Raw genomic sequence first — 17,568 nt, 5'->3', positions numbered from 1 at the left:
TAATTTTTGGCTGAATGTCAGTGGCGAGATTAAATTCGCACTATGGCCTCAGCATTATCCCGCCATTCTGGCTGTCGGAGGCTGCGTTGCGGGTAGTTGGTTTCAATGCTACGACGCCTGAAATCACTGGGGCTAACACCAACACGCTTACGAAAAACGCGGGAGAAATAGAGTTGATCGTCGTAACCCACCACGCGACCAATAGTGGCAATCGGTTCTTGCGTGGTTTGCAGTAATAACTTAGCCCGAATAACCCGCTGGTCTTCACGCCAACGCAATATATTGATACCAACTTGTTCACGAAACAGATGTGCCAGACGTGACGGAGACAGGCAAACATGACGTGCAACTTCGTCAATGCGCAGCTCACCGGCCAAATTGCCGGTAATAAACTGGCACGCTTCAATCACTCGAGGGTCCATAATGCGTTGTGGACTAAGAGGATCTTCTTCCATTGCGCGCAGCAGTAAGCGCTCAAGTAGATTCATACCCAACTCTTCGCCAAAACGCCGTCCTGATTTTTGCGTCTGTTCAATATTGGCAAACAGGCGATCAAATTCCAGTAATAAGTTGTTGTTAGGCAAAGATAACCGCCCAACTTCATGCGTTTTGCTATGCCACTCCAACCAGTCCGCCCAGTATGCCCGTGGCCGGAAATAGACCCAACGGTGATACCAACAATCACTGTTCGGTGAGCGACCATAATAGTGTGATGCCTTAGGGGGAAAGAGCAGCAAATCACCTGGATTGCTGTAAAAGGTATTCTCACCGTCAAAAATCTTACCTTGCCCCTTAATGGTCAGATTCAGGATATAGCCCTTCATGCCGCCTGGCCTATCGATAAAAAAATCGAGTGGTCCATCGGCCAGAATCGGGGTTAATCCTGCTACCAGATAGGCATTAAAGGTATAGCCCGGTAACAAGGGATTGGGTTGCGGTTCCTGAACCATTCGATGGTACATTTAGCCTCCTTGGAGTCCTGATCTGATTGGCGTGCAAACACATGTGCTTATTTCAGTTTATCGGGCAGAATTCACGCTGCCCGATAGTGATTACAGAACTGTGAGCCAGATAGGCTTTTTATGGACTTTTCTGTCACCGTGCAACTTATACCGTCCGTTTAGCCAACTGTTTGTAACGGTCGAAGATAACCGCTGCCAGCAGGATCAAACCACGGACCACATATTGGGAGAACGGAGAGATATTGAGTAGGTTCATGGCATTTTCCACTGTCCCCAGAATCAAGATACCAGCGATAACATAGGAAATCTTACCAATCCCACCTTTCAGTGACACGCCCCCCAGCACACAGGCCGAGATAACAATCAGCTCATAACCAATCGACGTCATTGGCTGACCACTGGTCATCCGTGATGCCAAAATGATCCCAGCCGCCGCCGATACCAAACCCGATAAGACAAAAATGATGATTTTAGTGCGAACTACCGGCACCCCCGCCAGGCGCGCCGCATCTTCGTTGCCCCCGATAGCCAGGGTATTGCGGCCAAAGGTAGTTTTGTTTAACAAGAAGCCAAACAAGGCCAGACAGGCAATAGTAATCCAGATAGGAGCTGGCAAACCGAGCCAATTGGTGTAACCCAATGCGAAGAAACGCTCATCCTCGATACCCACCGCTTTACCATCAGAGATGATATAGGCCAGGCCGCGAACAATCTGCATCGTCGCCAACGTGGTGATCAAGGCGTTAATTTTCAATCTGGCAATCACAAAACCATTGATCAGCCCGCATAGCGCGCCCAGTAACAAACCGGCGCCTACCCCCAGCCACATATTTTCGGTCATATTGATAACAACTGCCGTCGTTACCCCCGCACAGGCAATGACTGAGGCGACGGATAAGTCAAAATCGCCGGATGCCAGACAAAACAGCATGCCACAGGCCACCATCCCCGACATCGAGATAGCCAACCCCAACCCTTTCATATTGATAAAGGAGCCAAAGTTAGGCACAAATATCACACAACCAATAAATACCACCGCGAAAACTACCAACATCCCATAGCTATCCCAAATACGGGATAGTCCTAGTCCACTTTTAGCGGGTGTATCTTGTGGTGGTTGCGACTGACTATTGTGTGCTCCACCTTTTAACTCAGTTGATGCCGGGTTCTTCTTATCAGAACTCAAAGTAACGCTGGACATGGATAACTCCTTCACAATCAAGCAACCGCAGGCGCGGCATCAGTAGCAATATTCGGGGTGCGTAGCATCGCCAGACTTAACGCCTGTTCTTCAGTGGCAGAACCGTGGTCTAACTCACCAGAGATTGCCCCTTCCCGCATCACCACGATTCGGTCAGCCAGCCCAAGAACTTCTGGCAAATCACTGGACGCAAACAGCACCGCAATACCCTGTTTTGCCAGTTGATAAATCACGTTATAGATTTCATGTTTAGCCCCAACGTCGATACCTCGAGTTGGCTCATCCAACAGGATCACTTTCATATCTTCGGATAACCAACGGCCCAAAATGGCTTTCTGCTGGTTGCCGCCGGACAAATTCATAATCAGTTGTTGAGGGCTGGGTGTTTTGATATTCAAAGACTGAATACGCAGTGCCGCATTCTCCTGCTCCCAGCGGTTGTTGATCAAACAGCCAGCCGTCAGTGTTTTGCGCCGTGCACTGATATTGATATTGTCCTGTACCGAATGAACCGGAATAATGCCATCTGCTTTACGGTCTTCCGGGCATAACATGATCCCGGCGGTGATGGCATCGATGGGTGAACGAATCGTCAGTGGCTTGCCATCCAGCAAAACCTGACCACTGCTAAGCCTGGTGCCACCAAACAACCCTTTCAGTAATTCACTGCGCCCCGCCCCCACCAAACCAAACAGGCCAACAATCTCCCCTTGATGGACGGTCAGACTTATTGGCGATTTCACCCCAATCGCCTTCACCTCTTGCAATGTAAGACGCTCTGGCCCTATTTCACGCGGTTGATAACCATAAATATCACCCAAATTGCGCCCAACCATGGCTTGTACCAGCGAGTCGTTATTCACCTGGGTCATATCGTCAAACGTGCGCACATACCGGCCATCTTTAAACACCGTAATGGCATCACTCAGTGCAAAGATTTCTTCCATCCGGTGTGATACATACAAAATGACCCGCCCTTCGGCGCGTAATTCACGGATCACCCGGAACAGTTGTTCTATCTCTCTGGCAGAGAGCGAACTGGTCGGCTCATCAAAAGCAATGATTTTGGCATTACGGGCCAGCGCTTTGGCAATTTCCACCATCTGCCATTGGCCGATGGAGAGATATTTCAGTGGGGTATCGGGGGAGATGTCCAGCCCCAAATGTGAGAGCTGCAAACTGGATTCATAGCGCAATAATTTGCGATCAACCATGCCCATCTTGGTAGGTAATTGGCCCAGATAGATATTTTCTGCCACCGTCATTTCCGGCACCAAATGCAGTTCCTGATAAATGATCGCGACACCGGCATCAAGCGCATCGGTGGTATTGGCAAAATTAACCCCTTTGCCCTTAATGTGAATTTCACCCTGAGTCGGTGAGTAGTTACCGCTGAGAATTTTCAACAAGGTTGATTTCCCCGCGCCATTCTCTCCCATCAGGGCATGGATTTGACCGGCCTGACAGGTAAAACTGATATCATCCAGCGCTTGAACACCGGGGAAACTTTTTCCAATGCCACAAAAAGCCAGATAAGGTGACTGTTCGGCTTCCAGCTCGGCTTGTAACGCAGAATGGAGTGCTGACATGATGGCTTCCTTATAAAGTTTGGGTCGCACGGTACCACCCGTCTGTGTGGTCCATTGGGGCAAGCCGTAGCCTGCCCCCGTGCGCCATAGCGTGTATACCCTTCGAATTTGACGCGGCCAGAGGGTTAGCCGCCACGCCCATGACGTTGGGTATAACGGAATTACATCAAGCCTTTCTTCTCTAACTCGACTTTGAAGTTATCCCGGGTGATCAGCACCACATCAGTCACTTCAGTAAATTTCGGTGGTTCAACACCTTTGGTCACCCAGTCATTCAGCATCTGGATACTCTTATAACCATGAATATCCGGGCTTGGTAACAGAGAGCCATAGAAACCGGTAGCCTGGCCTTTGGACAGTTCACTGACTGCATCAACGCCATTGATACCAATGCCAATCACATTGGGTGCTTTAAAGCCCTGACCTTCTGTCGCCCGGACACCACCCAACACGGTGTTGTCATTCATGCCGACAATCAGCCAGTTTTTTACTTCAGGATGCTGGACTAACATGGAGTTGGCGGCATCAAATGCCCCAGGGATATCATTGGATTTGGTCGGTACTTTATAGATTTGCTTTTCTGGGAACCCTGCGGCTTTCAGCGCGTCCATTGACCCACTGGTACGTCGGCGAGCCGTGTCCAGTTCATCAGAAGTGATCGCCATTACCGCCGTTTCACCCGGTTGCCAGCCGCGTTTACTCATCTCTTTCCACAGTTCCTGTCCTTGACGCTCACCAATTTTGGTCGCCGCCATCATGACTAATGGAACACTTTCCATCGGTTTGCCTTTGGCATTCACAAATTGGTCGTCTACTGCGATCACTTTCAGGTTATAACTGCGCGCCTTCGCCTCGATGGCCGGCCCCAGTTTCGGGTCTGGTGTACAGATAACAAAGCCTTTCGCACCACTGGCGGCAAGGCTATCGATAGCATTCAAGGTTTTCTCACCATCGGGCACTGCAATTTTTATCACTTCAAAACCTAAATCTTTCCCTGCTTTATCTGCAAACTTCCATTCGGTCTGGAACCAAGGTTCTTCAGGCTGCTTTACCAGAAAACCCAACTTCATGCTTTCGGCAATAGCTGAATGTGACATAACTGCCGCTAACCCAACGACTGCCAGCGCCTTAGTTAATTTATGCATAGTGTTCTCCGAACTATTTTTGTAGGAAGAGATGATTTTTGTTTATTTAATCGTCAACCACCCAAATCATCTGATTTTTAGTGGAAACGTTATCAATGTTATTTTTCAGTTTTAGTGCGGTTGAATGCTTTATTGAAAGCCACTTAACCTCACCACACCCGGTAAGACGCTGACAGTTTTAACGTTAATTATGCTTTAGAATGTAGAGCGCTATCACATCCAGGGATTACAGTTTATTTATCCATATATTCAGCAAATTTAACCTCTCTCTAACTTTTGACTGACATCACAAAAACACTGTAGGAAGCAGAAAAGTACATACTTCCAGCCATCGGCTCCTCACATCTTGCTGTCACTCACTCCTATGGTTATTGGCAATGAATTCCTGTTTTCTGCAAATGTTAGGAGCAACCACTATGACAACCAGCGTTGTATCGGCGGACCGTCCTTTATTAACCAATAAAGCTATAGCGCTCGGATTAGATTTTGGCAGCGATTCCGTCCGGGTATTGGCGGTAGATTGTCAACATGGCACCGAGATCGATACCGAAGTTGTCTACTACCCTCGCTGGCAGCAGGGCCTTTATTGTCAGGCCGCACAAAATCAGTTTCGCCATCATCCACTGGACTATATAGAAGCCATGGAACAGGCGATCCGTCAGGTCGTCAGCCGCCTGTCAGAAGAGCAGCGCCTGCAAATCGTCGGGATTGGTGTTGACTCCACGGGCTCAACACCCGCGCCGATTGATGAGCAAGGACAGGTATTGGCACTGCGCCCTGAATTTGCAGATAATCCCAATGCGATGTTTGTGCTGTGGAAAGACCATACGGCTATAGAAGAAGCGGAAGAGATTAATCGCTTATGTCGCAGTGGCGAATTTGCCGACTATTCCCGCTATATTGGCGGTGTCTACTCTTCTGAATGGTTCTGGGCAAAAATCCTGCACGTGACACGCGCCGATGCCGCCGTGCGTGATGCAGCGGTGTCGTGGATTGAGTTGTGTGATTGGGTACCGGCACTGTTATCCGGCACCACCGCCCCACAGGATATTCAACGGGGGCGATGCAGCGCGGGCCATAAAAGCTTATGGCACCCATCATGGGGGGGATTGCCACCGCGTGAATTCCTGGCGGCACTGGATACCCGTCTGGTAGACGACCTTACATACCCTATGTTTACTGATACCTACACGGCTGAACGGCCGGTGGGTTTAATTACTACCGCATGGGCTGAGCGTTTGGGGCTACCGACCGGTGTTGTGCTCTCTGGTGGCGCGTTTGATTGCCATATGGGTGCCGTGGGCGCAGGTGCTCAACCTTATACCTTGGTCAAAGTTATTGGTACCTCCACTTGCGATATTCTGATTGCCGATGACAAGTTGGTGGGTGAGCGCGCCATTGCCGGTATTTGCGGTCAGGTTGAAGGCAGTGTGGTACCCGGCTGGATTGGTATGGAGGCAGGTCAGTCAGCTTTTGGTGACATGTATGCCTGGTTCAGTCGTTTACTGAGTTGGCCATTACGTCAGGCCGCCTTGGCACAACCCGAATTGCAACCCCAGTTAAAGCAGATTGAATCTACCCTCCTCGCGTCACTCACCGCTGAATGGGCAAAGAACCCTTCACTGGATCACTTGCCAGTGGTATTGGATTGGTTTAATGGTCGCCGTACGCCGAATGCTAATCAACGTTTAAAAGGGGTTATTACCGATCTGAATTTGGGAACCGATGCCCCTACTCTATTTGGTGGTTTTATCGCAGCAACCGCTTTTGGTGCGCGCGCTATCATGGAGTGTTTTGAACAGCAGGATATTCCGGTTGAGAACGTGTTGGCATTGGGCGGTATTGCGCGTAAATCACCGGTTATCATGCAAGTTTGTGCCGACGTGATGAATCGACCACTGCAAATTGTTGCCTCTGATCAATGTTGCGCGCTGGGAGCGGCAATTTTTGCCGCCGTGGCCGCAGGAATATATCGCGATGTCCCTGCTGCGCAGCGTCAGATGGCCTGTAAGATTGAGCGCACTCTGACACCTGACGCCAGCCAGGTTGCTCGCTATCAGCAACTTTATCAGCGCTATCAACAGTGGTGTCTGTCAGCAGAACCACACTATATGCCAGTAACCGATACACCTGCGCCAATGACCGAGACGACACACTGATCTTGGCGATCAAACTGATTTATAAATATATTTTTTATAACAATTTATTAAACGGAGTATCAGATGGACGTATTCAAGCAATCAGAAGTGTGGTTTGTCATTGGTAGCCAGAACCTGTATGGCCCGAAAACCCTGCAACAAGTTATGGATAATGCCCATCAGGTGGTTAACAGCCTGAATAGTGAAGCGGGCTTGCCAATAAAACTGGTACTAAAACCGTTGGTGACCACACCGGATGAGATAACTGCACTGTGCCGTGAGGCGAACTATGATACCGCCTGTATCGGGGTAATGACGTGGTTACACACCTTCTCTCCCGCCAAAATGTGGATTGGTGGTTTGAGTATTCTGAATAAACCTTTATTGCAATTCCACACTCAGTTTAATGCGCAGATCCCGTGGGAAACCATGGATATGGACTTTATGAACCTGAACCAAACCGCCCATGGTGGCCGCGAGTTTGGCTTTATCGGCGCGCGGATGCGCCAACAACACAGCGTGATAACCGGTCATTGGCAGGATAAAGCAGCGCATCAACGTATTGGTCAATGGATGCGAGTAGCGGCAGCCAAACAAGAAAGCCAACAGCTTAAAGTGGCACGTTTTGGCGACAACATGCGCGAAGTGGCAGTAACCGACGGTGATAAAGTGGCTGCTCAAATCCAGTTTGGTTACTCAGTTAATGCCTATGGGATCGGTGATTTAGTCACGGTGGTGGATGCCGTTAGCAAAGGTGATATTGATACCTTGGTTGAAGAGTATGAAGCCACTTACCGCTTCACTGATGCGGTAAAACTGAACGGCAATAAACGTGAAAATTTGCTGGATGCGGCCCGTATTGAATTAGGCATGAAGCGTTTTCTAGAACAAGGCGGTTTTAAAGCCTTTACCACTAACTTTGAAAATCTGTATGGCCTGAAGCAGTTACCGGGGCTGGCAGTGCAACGACTGATGCAACAAGGTTACGGTTTTGGCGGTGAAGGTGACTGGAAGACTGCCGCGTTGCTGCGCATTCTGAAAGTAATGGGCACTGGCCTGAAAGGTGGCACCTCGTTTATGGAGGATTACACCTATAACTTCCAACCAGGCAATGATTTAGTGGTTGGCTCTCATATGCTGGAAGTGTGTCCCTCTATCGCCAAAGAAGAGAAACCGTTGCTGGATGTACAACACTTAGGTATCGGTGGTAAAGCCGATCCGGCGCGCTTGATCTTCTCTACACCGGCAGGCCCGGCACTGAATGCCAGTTTAATTGACATGGGGAACCGTTTCCGCTTATTGGTCAACGTCGTCAATACTGTCGAACAGCCGCACCCCTTACCTAAACTGCCGGTAGCCCGTGCTATCTGGCAAGCTCAGCCGTCGCTGGCAACGGCTGCTGAAGCTTGGATTATCGCCGGTGGCGCGCACCACACGGTATTCTCTCAAGCCGTCGGGGTGGATGAATTGCGCCTGTATGCCGAGATGCACGGTATTGAATTCCTGTTGATCGACAATGATACGACACTTCCTGCATTTAAAAATGAAATCCGCTGGAACGAAGTGTATTACCATCTAAATCGCTGAGTTAAGGCTAATACAGCTATTTAATTTGTTGATTTAAATAGACCTGGTAATTTAAATAGACTTAGTGATTTAAATAAATCAATTGATTTAAACATGCTATCCAGGGGCTTAACGGCCCCTGAGTTTAATGACAACCTGTCCGCCACGGTGAAAAACCAGCAGATCGTAAAGACGTCATTTTCCCCGCGCATAATAAGCACCTATTTAGGCTCGAACCGCACCATCCTTGCCACGGATACAATATCTTCTGCCTATTCTCCCCACCAGAGCTCGTGTCGTCGAAGTTTGTCAGCAGTCGAGGAGCTTAACAGCCCTATATGTTTTCAACATCGCCGTCACTGCCGCTAACGTGCTGCCCATAACCAATGAGGTGTGGCCTCTTGTTGTATCGTTGTCTCACTTAACTGTTTATCCAACAAGATATGGCGACAGTGGCTTTCCTGCTGTAGCGCCGCCACCAGCTCAGCAGCATGGGACACCACAATCACCTGGGTATGTTGTGCCGCCTGCCCAATCAACCGCGCTAATGGTTTTAACAGATCAACATGCAGGCTGATTTCGGGTTCGTTCAGGATCATCATTTCGGGAGGTCGTGGCGATAGCAATGCCGCCACCAGCAATAAATAACGTAAGGTACCGTCTGATAGCTCTGCAACCTTGAGTGGCCTTAACAAACCTTGCTGTGACAACAGCAACTCAAAATTGGGTTCAATAGCCAACGTAGTTCCGGGAAAAGCATCTGTAATGGTATGCGTGAGTGCATCGGTATCCCCGATCTCTCTGATCGTTTGTAACGCAGCGGCCAAGTCCGCACCATCACTGGCCAGTACCGGTGTATAAGTCCCCACTTGAAGCTGGCGAGCTGGCGCATGACGGTCGGTACGCAGATTGTCATAAAAACGCCAGGCCCGCATCCGTTCGCGCATAAGCAGAATCTCTGGGGCATCACGGGGGTCTGTGCTGTGGGTCATCATACTGTCATAGGCCGCTAACCCGTGATATGACTCGCGCCAAATTCCGCGCTCATCACGGATGCGAACCCGCGGGCCTCGCCGCTCAGCAAAAAGCGCATTATTGTTCAGGGTATCGCCACACCACAGGCTTTCAAGCTTGATTTCAGGATCCAATGCAAAAAATGACCTGCGCGGTGTGGGGAGACCCAGATCGATAGCATAACCATAGTCCGCACCAGCAAAGCCCAATTTGAGGCTCACGGGATGATGGCGAGTGGTACCTTCAATCGGTTGTTCTCCTGATTTCATCGACTGGGAAAACGACGCGGGCCCCGCCCAGAGGGTTGATTGTAAACCGCCCTCCGCCGCCAATGATTGGATAACCTGCCCCTGACCAATATCTGACAGCAACCGGAGCGCTCGATAAAGACTGGACTTGCCACTGCCATTCGCGCCGGTAATGACATTCAATTGCCCCAATTCAAGTACCACATCGCGTAACGAACGGTAGCCAGAGATAGCAAGCCGAGTGATCATCATTCTTCCTTCTTCAACAAAAAATCTTAATTTGCGAAACACTGATTATATACACAGTGGTATTCAATGACCCATCTTGTCTTCACCTCGTTTAGGCACTGTTTACGGTTTTGTGATTGGTGTCTTGTATATCGCTGTCGTTTTATTGCCGTCAATCACTCAATTTAGCATCGCAGAAACCGGTTACAGAAACCGGTTGCATAAATAACGTTTTCCCTAATACACTGAGGATAGAGATTTTATCAAACACCCTTTTTATCCATTACATGAGAGTGATTTTATGTCTGCTTTCCCGAAAAATTTCCTGTGGGGTGCCGCCAGCGCCGCTTATCAAGTTGAAGGTGCCTATGATACTGATGGTAAAGGTCCTTCTATCTGGGACACTTTTGCACATCTGCCCGGAACCACCTATCAGGGAACCAATGGTGATGTTGCTGTCGACCACTATCATCGTTTCCGCGAAGATGTAGCTCTGATGGCGGAGATGGGCATGAAAAGTTATCGTTTTTCAATTTCATGGCCGCGTTTGTTGCCAACAGGCCGTGGGGAGGTGAACGCCGCGGGAGTTAAATTCTACAGTGAATTGATCGATGCATTGCTGGAACACAACATCGAGCCGATGATTACGCTCTATCACTGGGATTTGCCACAAGCCTTGCAAGATGAAGGGGGTTGGGAAACCCGCAGCACCACCGATGCTTTTGAAGAATATGCACGTTTGTGTTATCAGCACTATGGTGATCGGGTCAAGCTCTGGTCAACGTTCAACGAGACCATCTGTTTTATTGGTTTTGGCTATATTACTGGCGGTCATCCGCCGGGCGTCCAGAATCCTGCCCGTGCTATCCAAGCCTGCCATCACGTTTTTGTCGCTCACGCCAAAGCGGTTGCAGCATTTCGTGCCAGCGGTATCGACGGGACAATAGGTTTTGTGAATGTCCTGCAAACCAACACGCCACTGAGTGATTCCGCCGAAGATATCGCCGCATTTCGCTTAGCTGAAGGGATCTTTACCCATTGGTTATATGATCCAGTGTTAAAAGGTGAGTATCCAGCTGAATTGCTGGCACAGACCCAGGCCATTTGGGGTGTTCCACAATTCGCCCCCGATGATGATGCTCTGTTACGTAACAATATCTGTGACTTTATTGGGTTGAACTACTATAAGCGTGAAACTATTGCTGCCAATAACCAAGAAACGCATCTGACCATGAACACCTCAGGTGAAAAAGGTTCCGGTCATCAACAAGGGAATGAGTTCGGCTTCAAAGATTTGTTTAAATTTGTCCGCAATCCTAACGGGATTTATACCGACTGGGATTGGGAGATTTACCCGCAGGGCCTTACTGAAGGTATCATGAATATCAAGGCGCGCTATGGTGACATCCCTATCTATATCACTGAAAATGGCTTGGGTGCTAAAGACCCAATCATTGAGGGCGAAGTGGTTGATGATGACCGGATTGATTACCTGCGTCAGCATATTGTGGCAATTGAAGATGCCATCAAGCAAGGTGCAGATGTCCGTGGTTACTATCCGTGGTCATTTATCGATCTACTCAGTTGGTTGAATGGCTTCCAGAAGCAATATGGTTTTGTTTATGTCGACCATCAGAAACAACTGGCACGTCAGCGTAAAAAAAGCTTCTTCTGGTATCAAGGGGTGATTAAAACCAACGGTGACAAGTTGTAATCACGCACTGTATGGCTGGTGATAGCTGGGTGAGAGATTCTCACCCAGCGTTATTTTAAGCGAGATTAATAACCCACTGCGCGATGCATTACTCAGTTTGTAACCGCCACAACCGTGCATAGGCTCCTTCCTGAGCAAGTAGCGCCTGATGACTGCCTTGTTCCAATACTTGCCCGTTTCCTAATACCAAAATACGATGACATTGGCGCAATGTATTCAATCGATGAGCAATGCAGATGACGGTGCGATTACGGATAATTTCTGGTAACTGGCGCATAATTGCCGCCTCAGATTCATAATCCAGAGCACTGGTGGCTTCATCAAGAATCAGTATTTTAGGATCCGCCATTAGCGCCCTCGCCAGAGCAACTCGCTGCCGCTGCCCGCCAGACAGCATACTCCCTTTTTCCCCCACCTGGGTTTGATAGCCCTGCGGTAGAGCCATAATAAAATCATGCGCCCCCGCCTGCCGGGCAATCGACTCAACCAGGGTATCATCAGCATTAGGCTGGCACTGGCAGATGTTGTCCCGCAGGCTACCAGAGAACAAGATGCTATCTTGCAGTACCACACTCATTTGGCGACGTAATGCCGTGGCATCTGTAATCGCCAAGTCCTGCCCATCTATCAGAATTTGCCCATGTTGAGGAATATATAACCGCTGTAGTAACTTCGTTAGCGTTGATTTGCCACAGCCGGATGGCCCGGTAATGCCAATAAACTCGCCACCAGCAATATCTAAATTGAGATTTTGTAAAACTTCGGTGGTATCTGATCGATAGCGAAAACGCACCTGTTTAAATGTCAACCGCCCGGTGCACCCATGACTTGATGATAATCCGGTGCAGCCCGGCTCGGTTGGATAATCCAAAATGGTACCAATCCGTTTCAGAGCGACTTGCGTATGGTGGAAATCTTGCCATATCTGAGCCAAACGTAAAATGGGTTGAGTTACGTAACCCGAAAACATTGAAAAAGCAATGAATTGACCTGGGCTTAACCCCCCTGCCAATACCAATTTAACGCCAAACCACAACACTATGGCTGAGGTGACTTTATTGATAAGTGTAATACCTTGCTCAGCAATATTTGCCATCCTCATGCCAGCAAATGATGCCCGCACATAACGGGCTAATGACTGCTGCCAGCTACGATTAAACTGGCTTTCGGTGGCAGTGGTTTTTATCGTTTCCAACCCGCTAATTGCTTCAGTTAAAAACGACGTATTATCTGCACTGGCTTCATATTGACGCTCAACCCGCTGACGTAAAACACCGCCAATGGCCCACCAAAACAAGAGGTAACAGATCAGAGAGAACAGAACTATCCATGTCAGTTGGCTGCTATAACAAAACATCACAATTATAAATGTACCAACAAAGATCAGGTCCAATAACATGGTTAATGCAGACCCCGTCAGAAAACTGCGAATCTGCTCCATTTCTTGTACTTTGGCGATAGTTTTCCCTGTCTGCTGTGCGCCAAAATAAGCCAGGGGCAACCCCAGTAAATGGCGATAAAGGCGGGTGTTAAGTTCGGCACCAACTCGGCTGGAGAGATGTGAGAACAGCCAGCCACGCAAGAAGGTGTAACAGGGTTCGGCAATTGCCAATGCTATCATGGCGCAGCCCAATACCATTAAGCTCCCGACGCCGCGGCTCACTAAGACTTTGTCGATCACCGTTTCAAATAGCATTGGCGTCACCAGCAAAATAGCCTGTAATAACAGTGACACTAAAACGATATTACGTAATTGATGGCGATATTTAGTAATAACCGGAATAAACCAACCAAAGCCAAAAGAGGCTTTTTTCGGTCCCTGTAACTCTGCTTTCGCCAATAAAATAGCGTCACCACGCCACAAGCAGGCCAGTGCTTGCTGGCTTATTTGCTGCTGCTGTCCCGTGGCGGCAAAATAAACCACCGCACCCTGATCATTCAGCGCCAGTAGTACATACCACTGATTCTCATCACTGAATAAGATAGGCAGCGCCAGATGTTTCAAACGGTCATATGACTGACTGACTTTTCTGGCCCGCAAACCAATCCAACCGGCACCACGACACAGCGCAATGTAATCTATTTTTTCCGGCGCTAATCCGAGTTGATGCGCCAACTGCGCAGGCTCAACCGCCAGATCAAAACATGCAGCAGCCCGAGCCAGTGCTGCCAATGGCTGGATGACCTGCGTTGATGTTGAATTCTTCATCTCAACGCTCCCTCATGGCTTCGGATTGGTATTCTTGTAATGGGCTGAGTAAGTAATCGATAACCCGCCGCCGGCCGGTTTTAATCTCTACACTGACCGCCATACCTGCGGATAAACGCACCGACTTCCCTTCAACGCTCAGCCTGTCGCTGTCCAGACGGATCCGGGCCGGAAACACTAAGCCTTGTTGTTGGTCCTCCATCGCATCACGAGAAATATGCTTTACTTCACCCGACAACGTGCCAAATCGGGTATAAGGAAAGCTATCAACTTTCACCTCCACCGCCTGCCCTGGCAGCACAAAACCCACATCCTTATTGAGGATCATGACATCGAGTTCTAACTGATAACTTTCCGGCACCAATACCATTAACGGTTGAGCCGTGGTGACCACGCCGCCCAGAGTATGAATCGCCAATTGTTGAATCACGCCGGTAACCGGTGCGCGTAAGGTCTGTTGGCGCTGCTTTTCTAGCAATTTGATCTGCTCTTGTCGCAATTGGTTGATAACTTCATGAGCTTGATTTAATCGTTCCTGGTAGCTCCGCCTCTTTTCAGCTAAATAGTGCAGTCGGGTTTGTGACAGGTGGTGTGCTTTCGCCTGCAAGATAGCCTGTTCATTGTCCAAACGGCTACTTTCAGCCGTGGCATTTAGCCATTCCCGCTCTTGTAGCAATAACTCCACGTCGGCGATTGACTTGGATTTAGCGAGTGTTCGTAACGCCTGCAACCGTTGATGAATGTTTTTCATTAACACTTTCTGGTGCGTAATATTAGTCATACCCGCTTGAATATGGGCCTGGTTAACCGCCTGTTCACTCTCCTGGCGCGATAACTCTGCATTGACCTCGTTTACTTCTTTGTGCAAAAGTGCCCTGGCGGTGATGTTCAAATCATCAGGGCTACTTTCAGGAGGAGTAAACATCGCGGCGGGGTTCACTGTCAGCAGCGCCGCCATACGGGCAGCTTCCAGTAAGCGATGCATTAATTGCTGATTGATATTACCTAGCTCGGCATCAATGCCGATTGGATTTAACTCAATCAACACCTGGCCGGCTTCAACTTTGTCACCATCGCGCACCTTAATTGCGACCACCACCCCCGGTTCTAGCGGTTGGATCACTTTCGAATGTTCAGAAACAATCACTTTGCCCTTAGCGGATGCGTGAATATCAAGCCTTCCAACAATCGACCATACCAATGCCAGCAGCAGTGTCAGTGCCAGAAACCATGCGGTGCGCCGTGCCAGTGGTGCCACTGGCCGTTCCACAATATCCAGATAGGCAGGCAGGAAATCATATTCATCACGGGTGCGCTGAGGCGAGAAATGGCGTTGCCAACGGTTCTTTATGGCATTGAACCATGCTGTTCTATACCAATATTGCATCAACTTCATTTTGATTCCTCATGGCTGAAGTCAGCCTGTTGCTGCCACAATCGGGCATAAACGCCATTTAGCGCCAGTAGTTGATCATGGTTAGCCAACTCAGTAATGCGGCCTTGTGTCATGACACCGATGCGATGGCAATGTCGCACCGTCGAGAGGCGATGGGCAATAGTGATGACAGTACGATTGGCGATAATGCGGGCCATATTTTTCTGTACTTCCGCTTGCGACTCGTCATCTAACGCACTGGTTGCTTCATCAAAAATCAAAATACGGGGATTAGCCAGCAATGTACGGGCAATGGCAATACGCTGACGCTGACCACCAGAAAGCGAGGCACCGCCCTCTGACAGCACGGTGTCATAACCTAGTGGCAAGGCGAGTATAAAAGCGTTGGCTCCCGCCAGACATGCAGCCTTGACCACCTCATCCAATGATGCCGTGGGTCGTGAATGGGCGATGTTCTCCCGTACCGTACGGTTAAACAGATAACTCTCCTGCATCACAACCCCTATCTGACGCCGCAACATGTCGAGGGATAAATTTCCAATTGGGATGCCATCAATATTGATTACACCCTGCTCTGCGATATAGAGGCGTTGTAATAGTCGGGCAACGGTACTTTTACCGGAGCCTGATGGCCCCACCAGCCCGATATGTTCGCCAGCACGCAGAGATAAGGAAAAATCCTGTAGTACCGGGTTTAAATCGACGCGATAACGGAAAATCACCTGTTGCAACGTGATATCTCCTCGAATCGGGTGGTCAAGTGGCACCGCCCTCACCGACTGCTCCGCAGGTAAGCTCAAAATGTCAGAGATCAGCATTAGCCCCACTTGGGCCCGGATGCTCTGTTGCCACAAATCAACCAACTTACTCATTGGCATCAATGCCTGCACCGCCAACATGTTAAAGGCGATCAGTTGCCCGATACTGAGCTGCACCGACATCACTTGATAAGCACCCACCACAATCACCACTGCACCAGCCAGTTTTTGCAATAACTGAGCCGCCTGACTACTGAGATTTTGCAGGTTTTGTACCTGAAAATTCGCTTCAGCATAATCACGTGTTTGGGTTTCCCAGCGTTGATGCATTTGGGGTTCCAGCGCCAGACTTTTTACCGTTTCCACGCCAGAGACAGTTTCAGTTAAAAATGCCCCATTTTGTGCGGCACAACCGCACAGGACTTCAACTTTCTGTTGTAATGGCCGGGTGGTCAGCGCCGCTAATAACAGATATAACGGCAATGTGCCTAAAATGATGAGCGTCAGTAGTGGTGAAATGCACCACATGACAATAAACAACACCAGGGTAAAAACCACATCAACACATAGCGTCAGTGCGGATCCCGTAATAAATTCTCTAATATTGTCCAGCTCCTTCACTCGAGCGACAATATTGCCCACATGGCGTTGCTTAAAATAACTTAGTGGTAATTTGATTAGGTGGTTAAATAGCTTGCCGCCCAATAAAATATCAACCCGAGTGGTCGTGTGAGTGAAAATATATTCTCGCAGTAATTTTAATACGACTTCATATATGCCTACGACTAATAGCACAATAATTAACACATCAAGTGTTGTGAGTGCATTATGGACCAGCACTTTATCCATAATAACCTGAAAGAAAAGAGGAGAAATCAAGGCCAGAAACTGTAATAACATTGATAATACTAATACCTGAATCAATGATTTACGGTGGCGCAGTAATACGGGAACAAACCAGCGAATATTGAAACGCGAATGGCTACAACAAATGATGACACCACTCCAAATCGACGTAAGCTCTTGATAAGTTATTATTTCTGGCTTCCCGCTATCTGCATGTTGCAGTAGCACCTGCTTTTCATTAATACGTGCCAATAAGATAAATTTGCCTTGCATATCGCGAAAGGCAAGTGGCAATTGTTCTGGTTTAATATTATTTAATGACTTTTTTATGATTTTGAAGCGAGCTGCTGTGGTATGTGAAAATTGCGCTAAATAGCGCTGCAATGATGCACGTGTGGCCATGGTCCAACAACCGATAGCATTTTTGTGGCTAAAATCCTCAACAGTGTCTGAATTCAACCCCGCCAGACGGAGTAATCGAGCAGCGCAGACCAATGAGGAATGAACGTGGTTTTCCATAGAGTAGATTACCTAAATTATTAGGAACATCTGTT

Annotated in this window: 11 protein-coding genes; 3 read left to right on the top strand and 8 right to left on the bottom strand. The window is 48.7% G+C overall.

The genetic code is table 11. The annotated features are described in order from the left end of the window. Positions 1–29 precede the first annotated feature (29 nt). The 4 genes from araC to Q2T72_RS11145 form a co-directional block, all read right to left on the bottom strand. Positions 30–962, bottom strand: coding sequence for an arabinose operon transcriptional regulator AraC (gene araC, locus Q2T72_RS11160; protein ID WP_083158871.1), 933 nt, complete (start codon positions 960–962; stop codon positions 30–32). Between the two features lie 145 nt (positions 963–1,107). Next, the gene (araH, locus tag Q2T72_RS11155; protein WP_102970410.1) at positions 1,108–2,163 is read right to left on the bottom strand and encodes an L-arabinose ABC transporter permease AraH; all 1,056 of its coding nucleotides are present in this window, start codon (positions 2,161–2,163) and stop codon (positions 1,108–1,110) included. Between the two features lie 17 nt (positions 2,164–2,180). Further along, the gene (gene araG, locus Q2T72_RS11150; RefSeq protein ID WP_372569173.1) at positions 2,181–3,752 is read right to left on the bottom strand and encodes an L-arabinose ABC transporter ATP-binding protein AraG; all 1,572 of its coding nucleotides are present in this window, start codon (positions 3,750–3,752) and stop codon (positions 2,181–2,183) included. A 161-nt stretch (positions 3,753–3,913) separates the two neighbouring features. Beyond that, complete coding sequence (locus tag Q2T72_RS11145) at positions 3,914–4,897, bottom strand: arabinose ABC transporter substrate-binding protein (protein WP_083158872.1); 984 nt, start codon at positions 4,895–4,897, stop codon at positions 3,914–3,916. A gap of 416 nt (positions 4,898–5,313) precedes the next feature. Here Q2T72_RS11145 and Q2T72_RS11140 point away from each other — a divergent pair, with 416 nt between their 5' ends. Together Q2T72_RS11140 and araA are read left to right on the top strand one after the other, a co-directional pair. After that, the gene (locus Q2T72_RS11140; RefSeq protein ID WP_372569172.1) at positions 5,314–7,056 is read left to right on the top strand and encodes a ribulokinase; all 1,743 of its coding nucleotides are present in this window, start codon (positions 5,314–5,316) and stop codon (positions 7,054–7,056) included. 63 nt (positions 7,057–7,119) lie between these two features. After that, positions 7,120–8,622, top strand: coding sequence for an L-arabinose isomerase (gene araA, locus Q2T72_RS11135; RefSeq protein ID WP_372569171.1), 1,503 nt, complete (start codon positions 7,120–7,122; stop codon positions 8,620–8,622). Between the two features lie 344 nt (positions 8,623–8,966). Here araA and Q2T72_RS11130 read toward each other — a convergent pair whose 3' ends face one another. Continuing rightward, on the bottom strand, positions 8,967–10,112 hold the full coding sequence (locus Q2T72_RS11130; protein WP_083158874.1) for an AAA family ATPase: 1,146 nt from the start codon (positions 10,110–10,112) through the stop codon (positions 8,967–8,969). Between the two features lie 280 nt (positions 10,113–10,392). On the opposite strand from Q2T72_RS11130, the gene Q2T72_RS11125 reads away from it, so the two are divergent. After that, positions 10,393–11,805, top strand: coding sequence for a GH1 family beta-glucosidase (locus Q2T72_RS11125; RefSeq protein WP_083158875.1), 1,413 nt, complete (start codon positions 10,393–10,395; stop codon positions 11,803–11,805). 88 nt (positions 11,806–11,893) lie between these two features. Here the strand turns inward: Q2T72_RS11125 and Q2T72_RS11120 are convergent, their stop codons facing one another. From Q2T72_RS11120 to Q2T72_RS11110, 3 genes are read right to left on the bottom strand one after another with little or no spacing between them, the layout of a single operon-like run. Further along, positions 11,894–14,014 (bottom strand): type I secretion system permease/ATPase, encoded by a 2,121-nt coding sequence (locus Q2T72_RS11120; protein ID WP_372569170.1) that lies wholly within the window; start codon positions 14,012–14,014, stop codon positions 11,894–11,896. Position 14,015: 1 nt separating this feature from the next. Further along, positions 14,016–15,410 (bottom strand): HlyD family type I secretion periplasmic adaptor subunit, encoded by a 1,395-nt coding sequence (locus tag Q2T72_RS11115; protein ID WP_372569169.1) that lies wholly within the window; start codon positions 15,408–15,410, stop codon positions 14,016–14,018. Further along, on the bottom strand, positions 15,407–17,533 hold the full coding sequence (locus tag Q2T72_RS11110; RefSeq protein WP_372569168.1) for a peptidase domain-containing ABC transporter: 2,127 nt from the start codon (positions 17,531–17,533) through the stop codon (positions 15,407–15,409). The genes Q2T72_RS11115 and Q2T72_RS11110 overlap by 4 nt, the downstream gene beginning before the upstream one ends. Between the last annotated feature and the right edge of the window lie 35 nt (positions 17,534–17,568).

The sequence above is a fragment of the Yersinia sp. 2466 StPb PI genome, from assembly GCF_041538325.1.
Taxonomy (GTDB): Bacteria; Pseudomonadota; Gammaproteobacteria; order Enterobacterales; family Enterobacteriaceae; genus Yersinia; species Yersinia enterocolitica_E.
Note: the sequence above shows the minus strand (reverse complement) of the source record. Positions and strands in the feature narration are given on the sequence as shown.